This window comes from Phycisphaeraceae bacterium (assembly GCA_020851465.1).
Classification (GTDB): Bacteria; Planctomycetota; Phycisphaerae; order Phycisphaerales; family Phycisphaeraceae; genus JADZCR01.
The window spans coordinates 26,493-50,119 of record JADZCR010000012.1 but is presented as its reverse complement, the minus strand read 5'-3'; the positions used below and the strand labels follow the sequence as shown (position 1 = coordinate 50,119).

The following is a 23,627-nucleotide window of genomic DNA, read 5'->3' as shown; positions in this document are numbered from 1 at the left end:
GATGAGCCGGTGTCTGGTCTGTCTCGCGATGCAATTTCTTTTCACATCATGATGAAGTTCAAAAAGCCGCCGCTGCGCATTCAGCCAACCACGCTGTGGGATTATCCTTCGCAGGATTATGGCGAGGTGCAGCAGGGTATTCCGGGATACAAAGGCGCGACGCCAAGCTACATCATCTGGAATCTGCTCCAACGCTATACGAAGCCCGGCGATCTGGTCATTGACCCCTGTGCTGGAAGCGGGACAACACTTGATGTCGCTCGCGATCTTGATCGGCGGGCTCTGGGTTATGACCTGGCGCCGACTCGCAAGGACATCTTCCGTGTTGATGCGAGAAAATTGCCGCTCGAAGATGAAAAAGCGGACTTGGTTTTCATTGATCCGCCATACTCGACGCACATCAACTATTCGGAGGATCCTCGCTGCATCGGCAAGCTGGATGTTTCCAGCGGATCAAACGCCTATTACGAAGCGATGGATAAGGTACTCGGCGAGATTCACCGAGTGCTTCGACCGGGCAGACACATGGCTCTCTATGTCAGCGATTCGTTCGTAAAAGGGAATGGGTTTTTTCCGATCGGATTTGAGCTGTTTTCCCTAATGCGAAAGCGGTTCGAACCGGTGGATATCGTCGCGGTGGTTCGCCATAACGCCACGCTGAACATGGGGAACTACCGCGCTGCTGCGGAGGAGGGCAACTTTTTCCTGCGGGGGTTTAATTATCTGTTCATCATGAAGAAAGCGGGTGCAAGTAAAGCCGGCAATATCCGCCAGGCATCACAAGCAACTCCGCGCCAACGCAGCGAACATCGACCACCTCACAGCCCACCGCGAAGCGCAGCGAGCAGGCCCAATCGTTCATTTATAGGGGATAACAGAAAACACAACCGGCCGCGCTGAAATCCACGTACAACCAAGCCGGAGTTTGGAAAGCCATCCGGCAAATGCCAATCAGGCGCAATGAGTGTTTCTTGTGCGATGGTATTTCCTTTGAGTAGTTCTCTGGCTTCGGCTTCAGTTACTTCACGGCTCTGGGTCCATGGCAAGACTTGCCTACCATGGATTTCGACGCGCTTGTCGGGTCCAGGATCGTTCCATGGACCGATTGCAACACGACGCAGTTGCGACAGGTGCGCGCCGCACCCAAGTTTTCGGCCAAGCTCTCGCGCCAGAGATCGCACATAAAACCCGCCTCGCACACTGATGCGCAAGCGGCTCTCGTGCGGCAGATCGTGTTCCAACCAATGCGCTTCGTGCAAATAGACACGAGATAGAGGGAGTGTGACCATGTCTCCACGATGTGCTTTCACATACGCCCGCTCGCCATTGATGCGCTTGTTACTCGTGGCTGGCGGAATTTGCTCATGCCAACCTGTGAAGTCAGCCAGAGCGATTTCAAGCTGATGCGGGGAAAGCTGTGAGGGGTTGCCGGTGGAAATGATTCGGCCGCTGGGGTCATCATTGTCGGTTTCCACTCCCCAGCGGATCGACGCCTCGTAAATTTTCGGTACATCGTGCAGGTAATCGAAGAGCTTTGTCGCCGGCTCGATGAGGATCAGAAGCAGTCCGCTAGCGAAAGGATCCAGTGCGCCGCCATGACAGATGCGCGGACGACGAGGCAGGCGGCGAGCGTCAATATTTCCAGCGCAGGATTGAACGACCGAAAAACTGGTCGGGCCAATGGGTTTATGAATGAGATGAATACCAGGATTCATTCGTGAACTGTTGCACAGACATTTCACCTATCCATCCAACGCGACAAGATTGACCGCGAGAATATTTTCGTTGCCTTTCCGGATCCGCTCGATTGTTCTGGCGTCGGGCGATTCATCGAGGCGAATTTTGGCGCAGGCGGCCTTGGCGTCGCTGAAGATGATGTTTTCCATCTCCTCGACATTGATCCCCGCCTCGCTGATTGCACCGAGAATATGGGCCAGCACACCGGGGCGATTGAGGTGACGAATAACCAGCAGCCGTTTGGCGGGTGAACGGGCGCAGAGATTGACACTGTTGGAAACCTGGCCGGTAGCGATATAGGTGGTAATGATGCGGACAGCTTCGTCAGCAATCGCAGACTGAGCCTGGTCAGTTGATGCCCCGATATGGTGGGTGCCGTAAACCCCCGACTGCTTGACGATCGGATCTTCGAACACGCCGGTGCCGCCTGCCGGTTCCTTTTCAAACACATCCAGTCCCACACGGAGATTTTTTTCCTGAATGGCCTGAGTCAGCGCTGCATGATCGACAATTTCTCCGCGACTTGTATTGATAAAACTGGCACCGGGCTTGAGTTTTGCAAGAACGTCGGCATTGATCAGGTTTCTGGTTTCGGGAACCAGTGCGACGTGAACGCTGAGAATATCGCACTTTGCAGCCACTTCTACCGGAGACGCAGCTCGTTCGATTCCGAGATTTTCTGCGGATTCGTGGGTTAGAGAACGACTCCAGGCAATGACGGGCATATCGAACCCTTTTGCCCGTGCGACCATTTCCTGACCGATCCCGCCCATGCCGATGAGACCGAGTACTCGACCTTTGAGTCCTGGTGCATCGCTGTATTCTTTTTTGTTCCATTTTCCCGCGCGGAGGTCGATGACGTTTTCAGCAATGCGACGATCAAGCGCGAGGATCAGACCAAAGGCAAGTTCGGCGACGGCGGCGGCATTCTTGCCGGGACAGTTGGCGACATAGATTCCACGACCAGACGCAGCCGCGACATCAATCGTGTTGTAGCCCGCACCAGCCCGGACGATAAGCCCCAGGGATGGCGCAGCCTCGATCATCGCCGCAGTGACCTTTGTTCCGCGTACAACAAGCACGTGCGGATCAGCCGTGGCAATCGCTTCACGTAAAGCGTCATCTTTCAAGCCCGGCTTCGTGATGACTTCAAGGCCAGCCGCTTTAAGGAGGGCTACGCCTTGGGCTTCAAAGGAATCAGCGATAAGGCAACGCATCGATTCTCTCCGTATGGTGATCTTCGCCTGTATGTATCGGTTGAAGACCCCTCTCGAACTACTCCACGCGATTGATCAACGTGCCGATCGGTTCAATCGTGATCCGAATCTCATCTCCCGGCTGGAGCGTAAATTCATCGGGCGGAACGACTCCGGTACCAGTCAACAGAAATGTTCCCGCAGGGAATGAGTTGTCACGAAATAGCCAGCCCACGAGTTCCTCCGGAGTACGTTTTAACTGGGCCAGTGTGGTCGCGCCACGGAATACTTCCCGACCATTCCGCACGATGATGAGTTCGATGGAGGTTTCCTTCGCCGGCGTCGAGTCAGCTACAAGGATGCATGGGCCCAGGGCACAGCTTTGTGAATAGACCTTGGCTTGCGGGAGATAGAGCGGATTTTCGCCTTCGATGTCACGAGAGGACATATCGTTACCAATCGTGTATCCGATGATCCTGCCGTGATTGTTGATTACCAGCGTCAGTTCAGGTTCGGGGACATTCCATCGGGAGTCATGTCTGATGCGGACGTTCTGACCTGTGCCGACGACTCGGTGAGGTGATGCTTTGAAAAATAATTCCGGCCGATCCGCCGAATAAACGCGATCGTAAAAACTGCCTCCACCCGCTTTCTTGGCTTCCTCCATTCTTGCGTCACGGCTTCGGAAGTAGGTGACTCCCGCAGCCCATACCTCCTGTGAGACGATTGGCGGCAGAAGATCTGCGGGCTGTACTGATGCAGCGAGCGGTTTCATTTTGCTGATCGAGTCGCGCAGATATCCAGCGAGATCGTTGTGGTTGATCAACTGATCCCAGTCGATACCTTCGAGCAGATAGGTCTTGTTTTCGTGCTCGACGAGCGAGCCACGGCGAGTGCGGTAGAGTTTCATAGTTGAGAATGATACGACAAAGAAGCGGAGGCATGAGCAGCACCAGTGTTGGAGGATAACACTGGCGCTCGCTGGATTACGCAACTGTTCAAGGGTTGTTTTCTCCGGCGAGTGTTACGGCACGTGCAGCGAAATATCGAACCAGATGAATACAACGAACCGGATAACAGCTCATCCCATTCTTAGTATGCGATCTGTCGGTAAGATCGCGGTACAGCGTATTTTCGAGGGTACGAGTTACTCAGATCTCTGTGCCCGTCTGCTTTAAAATGAAATATGCCAGAAACTCCGCGAACTTCACCATTTCGGTGATCTCGATGTGTTCGCTGTCACTATGAGCCGAGTTGAGCGACCCTGGACCGGTTGTGATAACCGGCATGCCGGGATATTCGCAGGCGAAAATGCGTGAATCGCAAGATACATCCCAGCCGCGGATCGGTTCATTTTTCCAGATACCAGCAAGTTTGGCGGACTCGATAGCGTTGAGCATATCGAGAGAATCTGCTGCGCCGGCAAACGCGGCGTTATGTAATTTCTCGTATGTAACCTTGAATATGTCCGCTCCTTTCCCGTTCACGCCTACCAAGCGGAAATAATGATCTGCGCCGCGCCACACTGCCTCTCGCATGCGTTGTTGTACCTGATCGATCGGATGTGTTGGCAGAAAGCCTTGCCCGCCTTCCATCACCAGGTGTGACGAATCGGACCAGTTCACCTGACGCAGTTCCATTTTTCCGTCGCTTGCCGTCTCGATGGCTTTTCGACTGCGTATCAGGCCGCGAACGATCTGGGCCATTTTTGTGATTGCCCCGTCGTTTTCGAGGATCGAACCCATGTGGCCGGTCGAACCGTGAACCTGGACGGTAAATCCATGCGCCGCCTCGACCACATCCACATGGTGATCGACTTTGGGTTTACCGGTTCGCGGATCGTTTACCTTGGTCTTATCGCCATACCGACCGATGTATTCTTCGATGGCGAAATTCGTCACATCGAGAATGAGTTTGCGGGCTTTTGATGCGCCAGCTTTGTTGAGATGAATTTCAAAATCGATTCGGCCATTGATGCGCGATGGGTGTTCGCCGCTGCTGCCCATCATGCCGTGGCAGGTCTGGACGGGTCGGTGCGGGAATAACGGGTGGTCGCTCTCGGACTTGATGGAGCGACCTTCTTTTTCCATTTCCTCAACAATGAATGCCGCCGCCTCAAAGAGATTGACGTTTGGCAATGTGCCTTCGAGCTTGTACCAAACCGCGCCGCGATTTCCGGGAAAAAGACGACTCTCACAGATTTCAAGCACGACGAGGCTGTCGTACCGTTTTTTCAGGTTGCGATCGATCGCAATAGATAGCGAACCGTTTCCGCCGGTTTCTTCTTCAATCACGATCAGGCCGGTGAAATGTTTGTTAAGCCGTTTCCCGGATTTTCGGAGGTGTTCACCGATGAGCTTGAGCGCGCCCATCAGTGCGATGGTGTTACCCTTGTCGTCGCACGCACCGCGTCCGTAAACGCGATCGCCTTCGACTCGTGGCGGAAAATACGGAGAGATCACATCAATATGTACATCAACCGCCTGGTTTACGCCTTTGCCGGACTTCTGTTCGCCGTCCACATTGAATAGAAGATTTGTTCGTCCTTTGTAACACTCCTCGACGGTGAGCCCTTTGGGATTCTCCTTGGTCATGGAGTAGTAAAGGTTGGAAAAGAAGGGGTGTTTCCCGATAGCAGGATCGATCGCCGGCCGCTCCGTGGATGATGCAGCGAAGCCGTATTTCTTGAACTCCCGCTCGAGGATATCGAAAACCAGCGCTTCGTTTTTCTGTGAGAGTGCCACGTCTGGTCGCGGGGTGGTGTCGATCTTCACGATTTCGACAAGCAGATCGACCAGATACTGACGAAAAGCGGGTGACGCGGCGGATTGAGCGATTTCAGAAGCGGCCATGCGAAGACTCCGGGGAAAGTTTGGGCTGGCAAAATATCAGGAAAACTTCACAAAGGCGAAGTGACTATTAAAGACGATGGCGACGAGACAGCGCCACATCATTAGGAGGCATAGGTCGCCAAGTCCTCCAAATTACGCAATTTATTGCGACCTTTTCGGGTTGTAACGATTATTGCGCCTGGAAGCTCAATTCACGGTTGCACTGTTCCGATATGCTCAACGGCTCGGCGCTTCATGTGCGCCGAGGTCGTCCTACGATACCGTCATCAATTGAGGAGTATGCGATGCCGCTGGGTTACAACAAGGTTCTGGGGGATCAGCGACTTGCACCTGAAGCTCGTCCACACCGCGTGGCAATCGCTGCGTGGCCGACCATGATGGGTGGCGGCGATCCTCGCAACAGCACACTTGGTGCGCTTCTGGGATTTTTGAAGGCTTCCGGGTACGAGGGACTGGAGTTTGCCCCCGGCAGCTTTGGGCGGTTTTTCCCTGGTGATGCAGGCTCAGTGTTGGCACGTAAAGCGCGACGTGAGGTTGATAAGGCTGATTTGCGAGTCTTTGGTGCGACACTTCACCTGGGCGACACGCAACTACGAAAGCTCGGCTGGTTGGGGCCGGTCGTGGATGACATGAAGTCCATCCAAGACCTCGGCGGCGAATTTGCGAGTTTCCAATACGAAATACACCCGGATTACTACAACACCGCCGGAGCCTATCGGGATGATGAGGACTACCTCAAGTGGTGCGCTGAGACAGTCGCGAAGCTGCGGGACGAGGCATGGAAGCTCGGTCTGAATTTCTATCTGGAGGTCCATGTGGACCGCATCACCGAAGATCCCGCTGCGCTCTGCAGGATTCTTGAGATGTGCTCATGTGAGCTTAACGGTGACATGTCTCACTTCCTCTCACGAGGCTTCCTCAAAGGTAAGCATGTCAGCAGAATCCAAAATCAACTGGGTCACACTCATGCGCGCATCGCGCGGTTGTATGGTGATCTCTCCGCTCCGGTACCCAATCCCAAAGAGGATTGGGCTGCCAAGGGTATGACTTGGCAACTATTCCAGCTCATGAAGCCCTCGCTGGCGCAGGGGTTGAGTTCCCGTACGATCAGCGGTGAGACAGGGCCGTACCAGACCGTCGTCGATTCCCTGACACAAGATGCGAGCCTGGTGCCGCTCTGGCGTGCGATGGCGCGGTATGCGGATGCGGGCGCGCAGGGAATTACGATGAAAGTGGATGAGCCGAGCGATTTGAAGCCCTGGGGTTAATTTCAGTCACCAGCCCATTGCGACGAAATTCGTTGGATGAAGGCTGACGAAAGGGTTTGATCAATCAGCCTTCAGCTCACGCCTTAAAATCTTTCCCGTTGGATTTCGTGGCAGTGCCTCGATGTGTCGTATATCTCGAGGTACTTTAAACGCCGCTAAATTTTCACGGCACCATTCGCGCAGAACCTTTTCGTTGAACGTCTCGCCTTCCTTCATTTCGACAAACGCCACCGGCACCTCGCCACGGATGTCGTCTTTCCTGCCGATTACCGCAGCAGCTTTCACTGTCAGATGCTTTCCGAGACATTCCTCGATCTCTCGGGGGATTACCATTTCGCCGGCGACCTTGAGCATGTCTTTTTTCCGTCCAGTGATAAACAGAAACCCATCCGGATCGACATGGCCGAGGTCACCCGTGCGAAACCAACGGCTATTTTTGTACCCAGCCACTTTACGGTTCAGAACGACCGTTGCGGTTTCGGCTGGCATCTTGTGATAGCCGCGCATGATGTTGGGGCCGGAGATCAGAATTTCCCCTTCACAACCCGGTGCAAGGGGCTGATCCTGCTCGTCCACAATGAGAACTTCAATATTACGCAGCGGCGTACCAACGCTGCGATAACGAAACGCGTAAGGAGTGGACCATGTTGCGACCGGTGAGGTTTCCGTCAGGCCATAGCCTTCAAGCAACGTCACCCCGAGACGATTGTGGAACTCCTGAAAAATCGAATCCGGCAATGCCTCGCCGCCGCTGATCGCCAGCCGTACTGATTTAAAGTCGTCTCGTTCTGCATCTTTGACCGTCAACAGCGCGCCGTACATGGAGGGCACAGCCATAATCACTTCGGGACGATGCTCGGCGATGAGTTTCACCACTTTGCGAGGGATAAATCTTGCCGTGTAAACGACCTTGGCTCCGACACTCAGTGGGATCAGTGTCAGCGCGGTCAATCCAAAGCTGTGAAACTGCGGAAGCACTCCGAGAAAAGTATCTGCACGAGTGATCCGGGCATGTTCGATGCCGCCACGGGTATTGCTCAGGAGGTTGCCATGTGTCAGTTCAACGCCTTTAGGGCGTCCGCTTGTGCCGGAGGTGTAGAGAATCACCGCCGGATCTTGAGTGGATGTGAGAGGCGGCCAGCGTAACGGGGCTATACCGCTGAAAGCCATTTCGTCGAGTCGTAATACCTTGATTCCCGCAGGCAACATTTGTGCGCCGCCGATGAAATCGAGCATCGGGCCGACGGTGATGATGGTGTCCGCACCGCTGTCTCCGATGACGTATGCCAGGTCGTCCTTGTTGAGCAGATAGTTGTAAGGAACCGCGACTCGTTTAGAGAGCCATGCCCCCAGCAGTGCGACGGGGAAGCTGCCGCTGGTGGGCAGCATCAGGCCGACGGTCTTTGCGGAGGTGATCTGATCGAGCTTTTCCGCGACGAAGAGGGCACCACCGAATATCTCGCCGTAGGTGTAGGACTTGCGGTCATCGACGACCGCGACCCGGCGGGGACTGGTCAGGACATGCTTGAGAATGGAGCCGACAAGACTCATGAGTAATTTCCGGGCATAATGCCGAATATGCGCGGCAACGGCTGCGCAGCTTCGGGCAGCGTGTGGCTATTAGAATAGTTCACCAGCGTACGTCAAAGAGGATCCCATGAATCGAAGCACCTGGCTGCGAGCAATGTGTGTACTGAGTTTGTCCATGAGCCTGCTGCTTGTGCAGGGTTGTCAGACGCCGGGAGCGGATAGTCTCCAGGCCAGTCAGAGCGCATACCAGTCGGGTGACTTTGTCAGTTCATATCGTGAGGCCCGCGCGGTTTACGACAACCCGGCTAATTATCAGGAAGATCGCGAGAACGCAGCCTATATGGTCGGCATGTCATCGTATCGGATGAGAAATTACGATCGGGCGCAGGAGTTTTTGCAGATTGCTTCCGCCAGTCATGATCCCGCGCTGTCCGCTGATGCGTTAGTGCAACTGGGATTGCTCTATTCGGAACGAGGTAAGTTTGGGCTTGCTGCAGAGGCTCTGCATGATGCAGCCGGCAAATTGACCGGCTCTGATAAAGCCAATGCTTATTTCTATGCGGGTGTCGCCGAGCAGAAAGAAGGCCGCTGGCCGCAAGCCCGTACGACGTTGAGTATGGCTATGAGCGGCAGTCAGGATCCCGCATTCCGTCAGCGGGTGCGTGAGCAATTGAAAGTGACCGGTTACACGCTCCAGATCGGTGCGTTTGATGTCGAATCCAATGCGCTACGCGCAGCCGAAGTGGCCACACCGAAGGCAGAAGCTTTTCGGTACACCAAACCGCGAATTGTAATTGGAGCCGATCCAGCTACCGGCCAGAAACGCTACCTCGTGTGGCTAGGACAGTTTTCGAGCTGGCCGACCGCCATGATGGCTCGCGATAACCTTGGCATGACTGCTGCTGCGGTCACATCTCTGACCGAGCCATAACTCGGCACGGTGCAAAGCGAAGCCCGATCTTAGGAAACTCGCAGGGAAGTGCGGCGCGTTGTCGGTCTTAAACCATTACGCGGTCGCACTGGTTAGCAGTTCTTTGGCCTGCTTTCGTGTCGTCTCGCTTACATCCTTGCCCGCGAGCATTTCCGCTAATTCTTCGATGCGAGCGGAGCCATCAAGTGGCGTGACTGTGGTGCGCGTCTGCTTGTCTTTGCCTTTCCCTTCGACCGATTTGGCGATGCGGAGATGGCGGTCGGCATACGCTGCGATCTGAGGCAGATGGGTGATGCAGATGATTTGTTGCTGACAGGAGCTGCTCGCTAGTGCTGGAGTCCTCTTTCCCGAGGGCCGTTCCTTGGACGATCCATGCGCGAGCTTGCGCAGCTTTTCTCCGATTACGGTACCCATTCGCCCGCCGATATTGGCATCAATCTCATCAAATACCAACACACTCACACGGTCGCTCTGGGCGAGTATCGATTTGATCGCAAGCATGATGCGCGACATCTCACCGCCTGAAGCGATCTTACGTAGAGGCCTCGCGGGTTGCCCCGGATTGGTTCGGATGAGCAACTCGATGGTTTCCATCCCGCTGGCACCACCCACAGGTGCCGCTGGAGGTAATTCCGTTGTGCGGATCGGAGTCTCTGTGTCTTCCTGCGCCGGCGTTAAAAACTCCACATCCAGAGAGGCGTCAGCCATGCCCAGTTCCAGAAGCTGAGCTTCGATCAGTGGTTTGATTTTCGCCGCTGCCAGCCGACGACGGCTGCTCAACTCCTGACCGATCGTTGTTAGCTCCTCCCGCAGGGCTTTAATCTGATCGTCAATACTTTTGAGATCCTCATCCTGGCTGCGAAGTTGCGTAATTTGTTCACCAAGTTGAGCGCGAAAAGCAATGATCTCCGCGACGGGATCACTTACACGCGCGGAGCCAGCATATTTTGAGATCAGCCGATTCAAAACATTGAGCCGGTCATTTACCTCCGCCAATTCAGCGGGGTCAAGTTCGAGTCGCTCCGTGTAACGGTTGAGGTCGAATGCGCTATCTTGGAGCATCAGCGTACAGGTACGGATCTGCTCAGCGGTATCTTTCAACGCAGGATCCAATTCTGCCAGATCGAGCACCACATGACTGGCCATTTGCAGCCGCTCGATAATCGACCCCTCAGCTTCGTAGAGCGCGCTGAACGCATGTCCTGCATCTCGCTTCACCTTCTCCATGTTTGCGAGCAGAGAGTGGCGGGCTTTGAGTTCATCAAACTCACCAGCCACCGGCATCGCGGCATCAATTTCACCTGCTTGAAACTCAAAAAGATCCAGTTGCTGTCGCCGGAGCGTTCTAGAGGCTGCTAGCTCCGTACGTCGCTGAGCGAGATTACGCACCTGCGCATATAACTCACCGTATTTCTCGCGCAGATCCATTGCTTTGGCGAAGCCATCGAGGATCAATAGTTGATTCGATGGCTTGAGGAGGTACTGGTGGTCATGCTGACCGTGGATGTCCACGAGTAATTCCCCGATGGCGCGAACCATCGGTGCTGTCGCGGGGTGCCCATTGACGCTGATGCTCGATCGCCCGGACGCGAAAAACTTTCGTGTGATTAAAAGTTGATCACCTTGTTCGAGCGTAAGGTCCAGTATCTGGCCGATCTGCCTGCTCAACGACGAATCTGAAAGCTCGAAGAGTCCTGAAACCCGCGCTTCATCTGTTCCGGGGCGGAGCATATCAGCCACACCGCCGGAAATACTTCGCAGTCCCAACAACACCTCGAAGGCACCGAGTATTAAACTTTTTCCAGCCCCGGTCTGACCTGTGAAGCAATTTAATCCAGGTCCAAGCTCGATACCTACATCTTCTATGACAGCCAAATTGGAGATGTGTAATTCGCGAAGCATGTTCATGTAAACCGAGGTTGCTGTCCGCGACGCATGATCCAGGCGAAGAGTATAGACAGCCGCTGGATTACGGGGGGCAGCCGTTGGCCTTGCACCGTATCCGACTATCAATGCGCGTGCAGCTTTCTAACCAAACGCAGGGACAGCAAGCACATTTAGTTTGAGTTCAAGTCCCTGCTTGATGGACGAACTCTATGGCGGTCAACTCCTCTGTCGGAGAAAAGGTAAATACAGGCAGAGGGCATCTGTACGGACGTGACTCGGATTTCCGTCCCTTGGTATGAATTGCCGTGATTTTCTCTTCCATGCAAAGCTGGGATAAACCCAGTAACCACCTGTCGAATAAAGATATACGGCATGGCCATTCGAGTTAAATCGGCGGGATGTGAGTTAATCGGACATCATCGGATTCGTATAGAACAGACGGCTTCTGCGCTGGCGGGTACTGATGAAAGCCACTAAATTGTTCCGCCCACTACGAACCAGAACCTTAACCCTGAGATTGCCATGGCCATCAAAGTCGCCAAGTTTGGCGGAACCTCACTCGCTGACGCCAGCCAATTCCGCAAAGTCGAAGCCATCATCAAGGCCGATTCAGATCGCCGCTATGTCGTACCCTCCGCGCCGGGAAAACGGACCAGTAGCGATCAGAAAATCACTGACCTGTTGTACCTCTGTCATGAACACGCCAAGCAGAAGTTGCCGTTTGACGAGGTATTTAATCTCATCGCATCACGCTACATGGAAATTGCCAGAGAGCTTGGAGTGAAGCTTGATCTGCAATCTCATCTCGACAAGGCAAAGCGAGGGATTTCCGAAACCTCCACCACAGGCGGTACGGCAGATTTCGCTGCAAGCCGTGGTGAATACCTCAATGGTCTGATCATGGCTGCATTACTCGGTTACGAGTTCATCGACGCAGCCGAGGTGATTTTCTTTAATAGCTCAGGTCAGTTTGATGCGGAGCGTACTCAGGAGGTTCTCTCCGCGCGGTTGAAAAAAGCAAACCGTGCAGTGGTGCCAGGGTTTTATGGCACTGATACGCAGGGGAAAGTGAAGACTTTTTCGCGAGGCGGATCGGACGTCTCGGGCGCGATCGTGGCTCGTGGCGCTGGCGCGGATGTTTATGAGAATTGGACGGATGTTTCCGGGATGCTCATGGCTGATCCGCGGATTGTTCCCAATCCCAAGCCGATTGAGGTCGTGACCTATCGTGAATTGCGCGAACTGGCCTATATGGGTGCGACCGTGCTGCATGATGAGGCGATTTTCCCCGTGCGGCAGGCAGGTATTCCCGTGAATATCCGCAACACAAATAAACCGGACGATCCGGGCACTTTGATTGTGCGTGACGCAGCCTCGGTAACACGAGATGGATCAGGCGGGACACCCGGACAGATCACCGGTATTGCCGGCAAAAAAGACTTCACGGTCATCGCCATCGAGAAGGCGCTGATGAATCAGGAACTGGGCTTTGGTCGTCGCCTGTTGACCGTGCTCGAAGCCAACGGAATCAGTTTCGAGCACATGCCCAGCGGCATCGACACCATGAGTGTGGTGATTGCTGATAAACAGCTTGGCGGCAAGATCGAAAAGGTACTCGACGAAATTCGCTCTGAGTGCAAGCCTGACTCGATAGAGGTTTTTCCAAATCTTGCATTGATCGCCACCGTTGGGCGTGGCATGGCACGGCATCCGGGTACGGCTGCAAAGCTGTTTCACGCTCTGGCGGGTGCGGGTGTGAACGTGCGAATGATCGACCAGGGATCCAGTGAGATCAATATTATTGTCGGGGTGGAAACACCAGACTTTGAAAAAGCCATGCGAGCAATTTACACGGCATTTGTGGCGTAAACTCGGGTAGAGTGACGCCGTTCCCAGATTTAAACCGGGTCTGCTGATGGATAGCCTGCTCAAGAGGCAGGCCGGGTGATTCTTTTCAACGGATTCAGTGGCATACGGTTAAGGGTTTTATTCAGGTTGTTTGCATGGACCCGCGCACACTGCGATTTCTCCTGTTCACCGCATTTGGTCTCTTTGCGCTGCTATCGGGCTACACTTTACGACGACGCGGTTGGATACGTGAGGAACTTGCCCGGCCGATCCACTTTCATACTGTTCTCTGGTTCTGGTCATTCAGCGGAATTCTCAGTTTCTGGCTTTTACCGCTTACACCAGAAATGTTCTGGTTTTTCCTGATCGTCCCGGTGACTGTCGCGGTGCCGACTTACTCGGTGATTCCGCTGGCAAAATGGATCGGATGCACGAGGCCGCAGATCGGTGTGATGGCGATAGGTGCGGGAATCTGTAATGGTGGTATCACACTTGGCGCCTATTTGAGTTACTGCCTGCTTCGACCGGACCATGATTCCGCTCTTGCGGTTGCTCAAGCGTATGCAATGCTCCAGTTGATTATCGCGGTGCCGTTCATTTATCCGGTCGCACAACATTTCAGTTCGGATGAGGCTGACAAATTATCCATTCCACGTCTGATCGTCAGCAGCGTCTTTGACGTGCGCTCGATCGGACTTTTTGCCGGAGCCATCGGCCTCGCATTGTCCGCAGCAAAGGTGCCTTACCCGCAACTGCTTCGTGATATCCACGCGCTGGATATCGTCGCCTATGCGTGTGCCGCGGGTGGGTATTTCGGTATCGGTTTGCGTCTTCGATTGGGAGATTCGATTCGATATCTGCCTCAACACGCAATGCTCGCGGGAATTAAATTCATCATGATCCCTCTCGTGTGTTTTATGATGCTGCATTTGATCGGCGTGTTCAGTTCGCCGCTTTCTACGTTGACACAGCGAGCGACGATGATCGAGGCGACCGCACCGACAGGTATGTCAATGGTGGTACTGGCAAATCTATTTCATCTCGATGCTCGGCTCGCCAGCGTGCTCTGGGTATGGAATACGGTGATATTCCTGATGGTTCCACTATTACTCATTTTGTGGTGGCTCGGATAGACCGTGGAACGATTGGCTGACTGAGGAATACTCTGGACGTTGAAGATCGGTGATCCGTATCGTTGGCTGATGTGAAAATACGATCTGAACGTCCTGCTAGAATCGCGTGATGCCCCGTAATCTAGATCACATCATGGAAGACGCCAGCAAGGCGCTGGTGAAAATGGAGTACCTCACTTGCGAGGCACTCTGCTTGCAAGCGTTGGTTGAAGCCCGGCGGCGCGGGGAATGGGAGTATTACGCGAGAGTCCTATTGCCTCTCCAGGAAGTCCGCAGGCAACGTCGGATTATCGCAGCCGAAGGCGTAATTGCTCTGGGTGTAAGTGCAACCGATCCGGCGATTCGCACGAAGATTGAATCTCTTACCTCCGCCAGCATTGTTCTGATCAAGCCGTCAACAGTTGCGGATGCCATCGCCTTGACTGCTCGTGCTCGTCAAGAGCGAAAGTACCTTGAAATCTTATTCGCGGACAGTGATGCCGCTGACAATACTTGGACGATCCGCGCCTTCGCTGGTTCGACAGTTTCCTGCAAACTCCCCGCACCGCCGCATCACTGGATTGGTCGATTTTTCCATCCCGGTGAAATAAAGGTAACCGCTGATACATCCACAGACACTCCCGGGGCGTGGTTTGTGCACGCTACAGAACGCCTTGGTGATGCTGCGCTGGCGGCCATTAGCCCTAAGCTAACCGGTGCGGCGAAAGTAGCTGCCCTCGAGCAATGTCTCGAGGTAATTACTGATCACGAAATCATCCATCAGCGGCTCGCCGATGCGGCCCGCGCTCTGAGTCGTGCATAAATAAATGGGTGAGCCTACGACAGCATCTTCGTCACCGGCGAAAGCCCCTCGTTCGCGCCGCTTGGGCTGCCAGATTGTGCTACTGGCGGCTATCGCATTCCTTGTCGCAGGTAGCGTGACTGCTTATTGGCTCTGGAAAAGTGTTCCTTCCGACTGGGTAAGGAATCAGGTATATCTGAACTCTCTGGACAATGCCGCAAAACTTCAGATTGCAGAGGCCGTGCGCAACCGCGTGGTGGCGGAGGCAACGGATATCGCCCAACCGGGTTCGCCCGAACAGCCGTATCTCAATCAGGATCGCACCATTCATCTGACGTTTCAGGAGATCAACGTCTGGCTGGCAGATGAATTGCCCACATGGAATGAAAGCATGAATCTGAAGCTGCCGCCTCAGGTCAAGGATTACATGCTGTCGGCTGCGGGAGAAAATCTTGTCCTGCGAGCGCGCTACGATACTCCTGAACTCAATCAAATCATAAGTGTGGAATTCGGTATCGATATTTTTGACGACGGCTCTGCACGGCTACGTCTTGAAGGGGTACGTGGCGGGTTGCTGCCGGTGCCACTAGGGCCAATCCTCAACCAGGTTCGTAAGTCAGCCTCCGGCGACGAGCGAGCTAAAGGAATTAAGGGAGTGGTCGATTTCCTTAGCGGTGAGTCTTTTTCGCCGATCGCAAAACTTGATAGCACGCGGCAGCTTAGACTGATTGGATATCACATCACAGATGACGGAATCGATCTGCATGTAAAGACGGAGATGAAGAAACCATCTTGAATATAAAATGAGCAGATCTTTAGGCTTCACAGGTTAAACACGCGATCCATCACCCCAAACCCTCAATACTTCATGTCAAAACGCATCATTGTTGGTATCACTGGCGCAAGCGGGGCAATTTACGCCCAACGTCTGGTTGCGCTACTTTGCACTACGGATATTGAGGTTCATCTGGTGGTCTCGCCGTTGGGCCAACGGCTGATGCATGACGAGCTAGGAATGGAAGGTCTGAATCTCATGGCCTTGGCAGGCAATGAGTCTGCCGCCTCACGCATCGTCGTGCATAACTACCGTGATGTCGGTGCGGTGATTGCCAGCGGTTCATTCCAGAACGAAGGGATGGTCATTATCCCATGCTCGTCGAATACGCTCTCAGCCGTTGCGACCGGTTCCTCACAGAACGTACTGCATCGTGCAGCACAGGTAACGCTCAAGGAACGTCGTAAGCTGGTGCTCGTGCACCGCGAAATGCCGTTATCACTCGTGGACATCCGAAATATGGCGAGCGTGACTGAAGCGGGTGGAATTATTTGTCCAGCCAATCCCGGCTTTTATATGTTGCCTCGATCAATAGAGGAGATTGCGGATTTCGTTGTTGGCCGAGTGCTGGACCTGATGGGTATCAAGCACACGCTCCGTGTAAGGTGGGGGGAAGGGCCTTGTGGAGATGAGTGAGAGCTTCTCGCTGTGCGTAAAGCGAGTGATTTGAGACGAAACCCATGACCACGGCAACGCTAGGTCCACTTTCCCGTGCGGCACTGCTCGCAAGAGATATCAAGCTCAGTCACTCAGTGTTTGCTTTACCGTTTGCTTTGCTGGGCACTTTTCTGGCTGCGGCTTTCGATCACCAATTACCACGAGCCGCTACGTTGGGATTGATTGTGCTCTGTATGGTGTTTGCCCGCACGTGGGCAATGGCAATCAACCGATGGGCGGATGCCGGGCTTGATGCTGCGAATCCTCGCACTGCTCGTCGGGCAATTCCGAGCGGACAACTCTCGCGCCCCTTTGTACTTGCTGCTGCGGTCGGTTGCGGGTTTGCACTTTGTCTTGCCGCGGCGGGATTTTATTACATCAACCAAAATCTCTGGCCGCTCATCTGCTCGCCGCTGGTCCTCGCGTGGCTTGGTCTCTATAGCTTCACCAAACGATTCACCTGGCTCTGCCACCTCTTTCTTGGAACGGCCTTGGCACTCTCCCCGCTGGCTGCATCACTGGCAGTAAATCCCAAATACCTGGCAACTCCAGAGCCTTATTTACTGGCTGGTGTCGTCATGTGTTGGGTTGCCGGTTTTGATGTGATCTATGCCTTGCAGGACGTGGAGATCGACCGTCATGCAGGCCTTTTTTCCATGCCATCCCGCCTTGGCGTCGAGCCAGCTCTCTGGATCAGCCGCCTACTCCACGCAGCGAGTGTGCTCTGTCTTCTCGTGTTGCTCAAACGGAGCGACGCGCTCGGTCTGGCGTTTCTCGTCGGCATCGTCATCGTGATTGGATTGCTGATGATTGAGCACGCACTGGTATGGAAATCAAAGACGCATCACATCAACATGGCTTTCCTCACGGTCAATGGTGTGATCAGCCTGGTGTTGGGGGGCCTTGGAATTATTGATGTGATCCGATTTGTTCGCTGAAAAAGCAGGTGTTCACGGATCGCAGGTCCATCATGATGAACGTCTTAATCCGGTTCGAGATCAACGTCGCAGTTGAGAGAATCGCAAAGAGTTTCAAGCTCGCTGCGCAACGCTTTGACTGATACGCCGCGAGGCACGGTTAAGCGAATATCCATCGTGAACAGCGGCGTTCCGGTATGCGGACCCGCTTCGAGTCGAGTCTGGAGTTCTTCGATATTCACACCATGTCGGTGAAGGACGTGGGTGATACGGTGAACAATTCCAGGTTGATCCATCGAATAGGTTTTGAGCCGGAAGGGCACCCCAGTGAAGGTTTTGCCCGCAGGTCCTTCAGCAGTGACGTTAATTTCGAGATTTGTCTGTTGGGTGAGTCCAGCCATTCCCTCGCGGATACGCTTAAGCGCAGCCTCATCCGCTTCGGCGGAGAGAATCACCGCAAAGCGACCGCGCAGATTGATCATCCGCGCATCGGCGATATTCACCCCAAGCTCAGTGAGAAATCCTGACAGATCTTCAACAAGACCCGGACGGTCAGGACCAACGGCAGTGATGACAAGTTGTGGCATGAGAATACTCTTGAGTACAGATAGTAATTGTTTCGAGGAGATTAAGCGGGAATCAGTCTTACATCATTCGATCTACAGCACCGGCGACCCGCCGCAATGAGACAATCAAGTCGGCCAGCACCTGCGGCGTGATGGATTGGGCACCGTCAGTCATTGCGTGCTCCGGGTCGGGATGAACTTCAATTATTAAGCCGTCTGCCCCAGCCGCGACAGCAGCGCGACACATATCCGGCACAAGTCGTGCGTGACCGGTTCCTTGAGACGGATCGATGATGACCGGCAGATGCGTACGGTGGTGCAGTTCGGGGATGGCACTGAGCGAGAGCGTATTACGTGTATGGTCTTCGAAGGTGCGGATGCCGCGCTCGCAGAGGAGTACCTTGTCATTACCCGCAGCGAGGATGTACTCAGCGGCCTGAAGATATTCATCGAGTGTCATCGACATGCCGCGCTTGTAGAGCACCGCCTTTCCGCTTTTTCCTGCGGCTTCGAGGAGTTTGAAATTCTGGCTGTTCCGCGTACCAATTTGGAGACAGTCAGCGTACTTGGCAACCAAATCGACATCGCTGGGTGTAAGAACTTCGGTGACGATTTCAAGACCGGTTTCTTCACGCGCCTCGGCCAGGAGTTTGAGTCCTTCTTCCCCCAGCCCTTGGAAGGAGTAGGGATTAGTTCGTGGCTTGAACGCTCCGCCGCGAAGCGCATGGGCACCAGCAGCCTTACACTTTCGGGCTGCGTCCAGAATTTGCTCTCGGTTTTCGACACTGCAAGGACCGGCGATTACCGGCACCTGCGCGCTGCCGAAGACGCATCCTTGCCCCAGTGAAACGCGAGTGCGCTGTCTGCGGCTCTCCTTTGCCGCCATCTTGTACGGTGCGAGGATAGGTACGACCCGATCGACCCCAGGAGCCCGTTCGAGTTGGCCTTTGTCCTTTTTTCGGTCGTCACCGATTACCGCCACAACAGTCAGATCAGTTCCCTGAATGGTGTGCGGTTTGAGTCCCATTTCACGGATCAGCGACTCAACGTGCTCGATTTCATTTTTTTTAGCTTGTGGCTGCATGACGACAATCATGGGTGAATGCTCCTGATGAAGTAGTCCTGTGTATTTAGGCGAAGCTTACGGAAAATAAAAAACCCCGATGCGTTTGCCGCATTCGGGGTTCGTGTGGTCGTTGGTTCAGAAACGCTCAGACCATACCCGCTGCGGCCAGTCGGGGATACCGGGTAAACCAAAAGTAACCAAAATAGAACGAGTGCGTGGCCATGTATCGCAATAATGACACCGGAATGGTGGAAGTCAAGAATCGCAAGGTGAATATTCCGCGAAAACCGGCTGTTAATCACAATACAGATGTAAAGATCGCCGATAATTGAAACACAGCCATAACTTACGTAAACTCACCGATTCGCCATGCAACGCACGCAGGATATCCACGTCGCCAGCACTGTTCGGTTGATTTCGCCACGGCAACTCGCCGGTGAAGTTCCGACGACCGAGAAAGCAACACGCACTGTTATTGATGGACGGGAGACTGTTAAGCGCATCCTGCGCAATGAAGATCGTCGCTTGATGGTGACAGTGGGTCCCTGTTCCATCCACGAACCCGCGGCAGGACTGGAATATGCCCGACGACTCGCGGCCGTTGCGCAAAAAGTGCGGGACCGCATCTTTATCATCATGCGTGTCTATTTTGAGAAACCTCGCACGACCGTTGGGTGGAAGGGGTTAATCAACGACCCGCACCTCAACGATACTTTCGACATCGAAAATGGGCTTCGCATAGCAAGGAAACTGCTGCTTGATATTGCAGAACTAGGAGTACCCGCAGCAACGGAAATGCTCGAGCCGATTACGCCGCAGTACATTGCGGATTTGATTAGCTGTGCGTCGATCGGTGCGCGGACGACGGAATCACCCACCCACCGACAAATGGCCAGCGGCCTTTCGATGCCAGTGGGTTATAAGAACGGCACGGATGGCAATCTTCAGGTCGCAATTGACGCTATGCATGCTGCACGCATGCCGCATAGTTTTCTGGGCATCGACACAGACGGGAACACCTGCATTGTGAACACCAAGGGGAATCCGTTTGGTTTCCTCATTTTGCGCGGCGGACGAAGCGGGCCTAACTATTCTGAACAGGATCTTCGCACTGCTGGTGAAAAACTCAAAGCTGCCGGAGTGTCATCACGGTTCGTCGTCGATTGCAGCCACGCCAACAGCGAAAAGGATCATCGTAAGCAGGCTGGTGTTTGGAATAATGTCGTCGCCCAGCATGCGGCGGGCAATGACGCGATTGAAGGGCTGATGCTCGAAAGCAATCTTCATGAAGGTTGCCAGAAACTCACAGCCGATCTGACGAAACTTAAACCGGGAGTATCGATCACCGATGCGTGTATAGGCTGGGAAGAGACGGAGGCGTTGCTCCTGTCCGCGTATGAAACGCTAGGATCGGCAAGCTGGGCGAAGAAGCAGGCGGTTCGTTTTTAAGGCTGCTCGCCGTCGGTACATTTCTGCAAAGCGATTGTTTCGATCTATCCTGTTCATATGGAAACGGTGGAAACCATCCCAGCCGCTCCGGATCGCCCCCCTGACTCACATAAGGGAACATTTGGCATGGTGATTGTCGTTGGTGGAAGCACCACGATGATCGGCGCGCCGGCCTTGTGTGCGCGAGCTGCTTTTCGAGGTGGTGCGGGATTGGTGAAGATCGCCACCATCGCCGAAATCCTGCCTTATGCTCTTACGATTGAACCGAGCGCGACAGGAATCGCACTGCCGCCTGACTCCGGAGAAGCGATGCGGTTGATTGATGAGGCTGACCCCCAGATGCGAGCAGTCATAGCATTGGGGCCGGGGTTGGGGCAGTCGAAGTTATCAAGAGTGTTAGTTGATGAGATTCTGCGCGGCAAGCGGACGGTGGTTCTTGATGCTGATGGATTAAATCTGTTGGCCATGACAGGTAAACCGCGTATTGAGACCGGGTCCGCTGTGGTGATGACGCCGCATCCGGGTGAATTTATCCGCCTGGCTCAACCGCTTGGAATTTCTGAAAGACCAACCGATCCGTGTACGCGCAGCGTTGCGGCATCAAAGCTCGCTGATGCACATCACGCAGTGATCGTGCTTAAAGGCAAGGGCACCATTGTCTGCTCGCCGCAACCGCGGAAGGGCTATCTCAACACGACAGGAAATGCGGCTCTGGCGACGGCGGGCAGTGGTGACATTCTCACGGGGCTTATCGCAGCACTGCTGGCGCAGAATATGGCCCCGTTCGAGGCCGCAGTTCTGGCGGTCTATCTGCATGGCCTCGCAGCCGACTTGTGGTTGCAGGAATATGGTGCGGCTGGCATGAGAGCGATGGACCTGGCGGATCTGCTGCCTAAAGCATTCGAGCATCATCGTGCCGGAAATCTATGGGCAACGATGCAACCGCGAAAGTAACGACAGATAGAATCGGTTTTGCAGCGAAATTATTTCGGAACAATCGCGCCGATGGTCAGCAATAGGTTTGCGTACACCGCTGTCTCTCCCGTGGCGATGGTCAGAGCCACGTCCGGGGCACCAGCTACGTCATAGAACTTGAATCGTTCGACTTTTTCCAGCGGTACAGCGATGCCTGCGCCATCGAGGATCTTCCGGAAACTTTTCCAGATCGGCGGATCATTTTTCATGGCATACTGGCCGGCTCGCATCGGTTCCATCACTTGCGCTGCTTCAATGGGCACAGCAGTAACAAGTGCTTCAAGTACCTGCGTGCAGGTTGTGATACCGGGCATGAGGTTGAGAAAAACAATTTGAGCTTTGGGACCTAGCCGTGTGGAGAAGGGGTAATTGCCGTCAGCGATGAGTACCTTTGATGCGTGGCCGGCACTGGCGAGAGCGGAGAGAATCTGCGGATGGATGAGGCGGGTGGTGAGCATGTCGTTACCTCGGAGTTGACGCTGCAACGCGAGCTTATTTGCTCTTGGTAGTCGTAATTTGATGAACGGTTGTTAAAACCCACTTGATCGGAGCAGGTTCATAAATTGATCGGTAAAGACGAAATTATGTTCGGGAAACTCCAATCCAGAGCGATTGCGATCGACATGGCTGAACATAAGGTCAATTGTCGCCAAGGGTGTGACGGCACCTGTCGCGGGATCGATCCGCTCAACAATGCCCGTTGTGGATGCGCCGGTGGGATCGATCCGTTCGATAGTGGCTGAAAATCGCAGGGTGTAACCCGGCCAACCGGCATCGGTAAACACAGCCTTTCCAATTTTGGCAAGGATCACTTTTTCGGCGAAGTCATAGGCATGGCCAACGAGAATGCCTGCAGTCTGTGCCATGCCCTCAACAATCAGAGGGTTCGGTAAGACCGGCATTGCCTCTCGTTGGACCTTGCCGTCCGTGTCACACAACGCTGGAAAATGGTCGTGTAGAACTTCTTCAGCCAGCGATATGTTTTTAATCGCGACGCATCGCTTGCCTTTTTCCAGTTCAAGAATGCGATCGATCCAGATCCAGCGCATGGCAGCCTCGGTTGCCGATTAAAATAGTCTCTGCTGGCGTGGTGTTTCGTGATTACCTGTCAGTCGATGAATTAATTTCACTGCGCCTTCTTCTCGACAAACCGCACGATGTCTTCAACGGTAATCATCTGCGGGAATTCCTCGACCTTGCGACTCTGAGCGAACTTGTCGAGGTTCATGTGCGGCAGGCGTTTGCGAAGCTCAGCTAGACCTTCATCGGTAACTTTTTCATCCACGACATATTTGGGGTCGGTGAAGACTGCTTCCGGGAAGAGTTCGCCCTGTTCGACTTTGATGCCAAAGGCTTTTTCGAGACGGAAGACAATATCGAGAAAGTCGATCGATTCCGCGCCGAGGTCGCCTACGAGTGTGGCTTCAGGGGTTACTTCGTCTTCGTCCGCGCCGAGAGCTTCAACGAGGACACTCCGCACCTTGCCCAGCACTTCATCGTGTGTTAACGCCATGGTTTATCTCCGTGTTGGCCGTGCTTCACGCGCGGCTGAGAGGCCTTTATCGGACAGTCTGGTCGTGCTTCGCCACCGAATGAGTCAGCGGTGCGAGTCGAAACCGTCCCTGCACAGCTACTTGGTCGCCGACGGTGCCGATTCCATTAAAGTCAAAGCCCGCATCGTCCCGGCCACGCAGCGTCACTTCAACGCGCAGCGTCTGGCCGGGGCGGACCATGTTAGCGTATTTGACGTTGCGGACTTCCGTCATTACCAGCGGGGCAGCATCCCGCGGGGAGCCCACAAGTTCACGACCAGCCTGGACCAGCGTTTCGAGCATCATGACGCCTGGCAGAACGGGGAACGTGGGGAAATGGTCGCCGAGGTACTCCTCTGCACTGGTGACGTTTTTGATCGCCACGAGTTTATCCGACGAGCGTTCAATTATTCGATCAAGGAGTTCAAATCGCAATCGCTGCCTTTCCTTAGCCGCAGGAGAGCGGA

At 54.2% G+C, this 23,627-nt stretch carries 23 protein-coding genes; 11 read left to right on the top strand and 12 right to left on the bottom strand.

Features of this window, described 5'->3' with window-relative positions:
* Positions 1 to 9: 9 nt before the first annotated feature.
* Positions 10 to 900 carry a hypothetical protein gene (locus IT444_11945; GenBank protein ID MCC7193484.1) on the top strand — a complete coding sequence of 297 codons (891 nt, stop codon included), beginning with the start codon at positions 10 to 12 and terminating at the stop codon, positions 898 to 900.
* Here the strand turns inward: IT444_11945 and truB are convergent.
* The 4 genes from truB to IT444_11925 form a co-directional block, all read right to left on the bottom strand.
* Entirely contained in the window at positions 819 to 1,715 is an 897-nt protein-coding gene (gene truB, locus IT444_11940) for a tRNA pseudouridine(55) synthase TruB (protein MCC7193483.1), read from the bottom strand. The two genes, IT444_11945 and truB, sit on opposite strands and share 82 nt — an antisense overlap.
* A gap of 27 nt (positions 1,716 to 1,742) precedes the next feature.
* Positions 1,743 to 2,954: a hypothetical protein gene (locus IT444_11935; GenBank protein ID MCC7193482.1), complete on the bottom strand. Its 1,212-nt coding sequence runs from the start codon at positions 2,952 to 2,954 to the stop codon at positions 1,743 to 1,745.
* Positions 2,955 to 3,012: 58 nt separating this feature from the next.
* Positions 3,013 to 3,843 (bottom strand): fumarylacetoacetate hydrolase family protein, encoded by an 831-nt coding sequence (locus IT444_11930; GenBank protein MCC7193481.1) that lies wholly within the window; start codon positions 3,841 to 3,843, stop codon positions 3,013 to 3,015.
* Between the two features lie 241 nt (positions 3,844 to 4,084).
* On the bottom strand, positions 4,085 to 5,785 hold the full coding sequence (locus IT444_11925; GenBank protein ID MCC7193480.1) for a M20/M25/M40 family metallo-hydrolase: 1,701 nt from the start codon (positions 5,783 to 5,785) through the stop codon (positions 4,085 to 4,087).
* Between the two features lie 284 nt (positions 5,786 to 6,069).
* Between IT444_11925 and IT444_11920 the strand changes: the two genes are divergently transcribed.
* Positions 6,070 to 7,053, top strand: a complete 984-nt coding sequence (locus IT444_11920; GenBank protein MCC7193479.1) for a TIM barrel protein — start codon at positions 6,070 to 6,072, stop codon at positions 7,051 to 7,053.
* 60 nt (positions 7,054 to 7,113) lie between these two features.
* Here IT444_11920 and IT444_11915 read toward each other — a convergent pair whose 3' ends face one another.
* Positions 7,114 to 8,604 carry an AMP-binding protein gene (locus IT444_11915; GenBank protein ID MCC7193478.1) on the bottom strand — a complete coding sequence of 497 codons (1,491 nt, stop codon included), beginning with the start codon at positions 8,602 to 8,604 and terminating at the stop codon, positions 7,114 to 7,116.
* A gap of 106 nt (positions 8,605 to 8,710) precedes the next feature.
* Here IT444_11915 and IT444_11910 point away from each other — a divergent pair, with 106 nt between their 5' ends.
* Entirely contained in the window at positions 8,711 to 9,514 is an 804-nt protein-coding gene (locus IT444_11910) for a hypothetical protein (GenBank protein ID MCC7193477.1), read from the top strand.
* A 75-nt stretch (positions 9,515 to 9,589) separates the two neighbouring features.
* On the opposite strand, the gene IT444_11905 is transcribed toward IT444_11910, so the two are convergent.
* The gene (locus IT444_11905) at positions 9,590 to 11,422 is read right to left on the bottom strand and encodes a DNA repair protein RecN (GenBank protein MCC7193476.1); all 1,833 of its coding nucleotides are present in this window, start codon (positions 11,420 to 11,422) and stop codon (positions 9,590 to 9,592) included.
* A gap of 501 nt (positions 11,423 to 11,923) precedes the next feature.
* On the opposite strand from IT444_11905, the gene IT444_11900 reads away from it, so the two are divergent.
* The 6 genes from IT444_11900 to IT444_11875 all read left to right on the top strand — a co-directional run bounded on the left by IT444_11900 (position 11,924) and on the right by IT444_11875 (position 17,593).
* Positions 11,924 to 13,270 carry an aspartate kinase gene (locus IT444_11900; protein ID MCC7193475.1) on the top strand — a complete coding sequence of 449 codons (1,347 nt, stop codon included), beginning with the start codon at positions 11,924 to 11,926 and terminating at the stop codon, positions 13,268 to 13,270.
* A 134-nt stretch (positions 13,271 to 13,404) separates the two neighbouring features.
* Positions 13,405 to 14,382 (top strand): AEC family transporter, encoded by a 978-nt coding sequence (locus tag IT444_11895; GenBank protein ID MCC7193474.1) that lies wholly within the window; start codon positions 13,405 to 13,407, stop codon positions 14,380 to 14,382.
* A gap of 109 nt (positions 14,383 to 14,491) precedes the next feature.
* On the top strand, positions 14,492 to 15,184 hold the full coding sequence (locus IT444_11890) for a hypothetical protein (protein MCC7193473.1): 693 nt from the start codon (positions 14,492 to 14,494) through the stop codon (positions 15,182 to 15,184).
* 4 nt (positions 15,185 to 15,188) lie between these two features.
* Positions 15,189 to 15,959 (top strand): hypothetical protein, encoded by a 771-nt coding sequence (locus tag IT444_11885; GenBank protein MCC7193472.1) that lies wholly within the window; start codon positions 15,189 to 15,191, stop codon positions 15,957 to 15,959.
* Positions 15,960 to 16,031: 72 nt separating this feature from the next.
* Entirely contained in the window at positions 16,032 to 16,634 is a 603-nt protein-coding gene (locus tag IT444_11880; GenBank protein MCC7193471.1) for a UbiX family flavin prenyltransferase, read from the top strand.
* A gap of 44 nt (positions 16,635 to 16,678) precedes the next feature.
* Positions 16,679 to 17,593 (top strand): UbiA family prenyltransferase, encoded by a 915-nt coding sequence (locus IT444_11875; GenBank protein MCC7193470.1) that lies wholly within the window; start codon positions 16,679 to 16,681, stop codon positions 17,591 to 17,593.
* Positions 17,594 to 17,637: 44 nt separating this feature from the next.
* Here IT444_11875 and IT444_11870 read toward each other — a convergent pair whose 3' ends face one another.
* Both IT444_11870 and aroF read right to left on the bottom strand, forming a co-directional pair.
* The gene (locus tag IT444_11870; GenBank protein MCC7193469.1) at positions 17,638 to 18,159 is read right to left on the bottom strand and encodes a hypothetical protein; all 522 of its coding nucleotides are present in this window, start codon (positions 18,157 to 18,159) and stop codon (positions 17,638 to 17,640) included.
* 58 nt (positions 18,160 to 18,217) lie between these two features.
* Positions 18,218 to 19,234: a 3-deoxy-7-phosphoheptulonate synthase gene (gene aroF, locus IT444_11865; GenBank protein MCC7193468.1), complete on the bottom strand. Its 1,017-nt coding sequence runs from the start codon at positions 19,232 to 19,234 to the stop codon at positions 18,218 to 18,220.
* 339 nt (positions 19,235 to 19,573) lie between these two features.
* Here aroF and IT444_11860 point away from each other — a divergent pair, with 339 nt between their 5' ends.
* A complete protein-coding gene (locus IT444_11860; GenBank protein ID MCC7193467.1) occupies positions 19,574 to 20,653 on the top strand; it encodes a 3-deoxy-7-phosphoheptulonate synthase in 1,080 nt (359 codons plus the stop codon).
* A 57-nt stretch (positions 20,654 to 20,710) separates the two neighbouring features.
* Positions 20,711 to 21,607 carry an NAD(P)H-hydrate dehydratase gene (locus IT444_11855; protein MCC7193466.1) on the top strand — a complete coding sequence of 299 codons (897 nt, stop codon included), beginning with the start codon at positions 20,711 to 20,713 and terminating at the stop codon, positions 21,605 to 21,607.
* Positions 21,608 to 21,636: 29 nt separating this feature from the next.
* Here the strand turns inward: IT444_11855 and IT444_11850 are convergent, their stop codons facing one another.
* The 4 genes from IT444_11850 to IT444_11835 all read right to left on the bottom strand — a co-directional run bounded on the left by IT444_11850 (position 21,637) and on the right by IT444_11835 (position 23,595).
* Positions 21,637 to 22,086 carry an RbsD/FucU family protein gene (locus IT444_11850; GenBank protein ID MCC7193465.1) on the bottom strand — a complete coding sequence of 150 codons (450 nt, stop codon included), beginning with the start codon at positions 22,084 to 22,086 and terminating at the stop codon, positions 21,637 to 21,639.
* Between the two features lie 72 nt (positions 22,087 to 22,158).
* Positions 22,159 to 22,677 carry a hypothetical protein gene (locus IT444_11845; GenBank protein ID MCC7193464.1) on the bottom strand — a complete coding sequence of 173 codons (519 nt, stop codon included), beginning with the start codon at positions 22,675 to 22,677 and terminating at the stop codon, positions 22,159 to 22,161.
* A gap of 77 nt (positions 22,678 to 22,754) precedes the next feature.
* On the bottom strand, positions 22,755 to 23,141 hold the full coding sequence (locus IT444_11840) for an acyl carrier protein (GenBank protein ID MCC7193463.1): 387 nt from the start codon (positions 23,139 to 23,141) through the stop codon (positions 22,755 to 22,757).
* A gap of 46 nt (positions 23,142 to 23,187) precedes the next feature.
* The gene (locus tag IT444_11835) at positions 23,188 to 23,595 is read right to left on the bottom strand and encodes a polyketide synthase dehydratase domain-containing protein (protein MCC7193462.1); all 408 of its coding nucleotides are present in this window, start codon (positions 23,593 to 23,595) and stop codon (positions 23,188 to 23,190) included.
* Positions 23,596 to 23,627 lie beyond the last annotated feature (32 nt).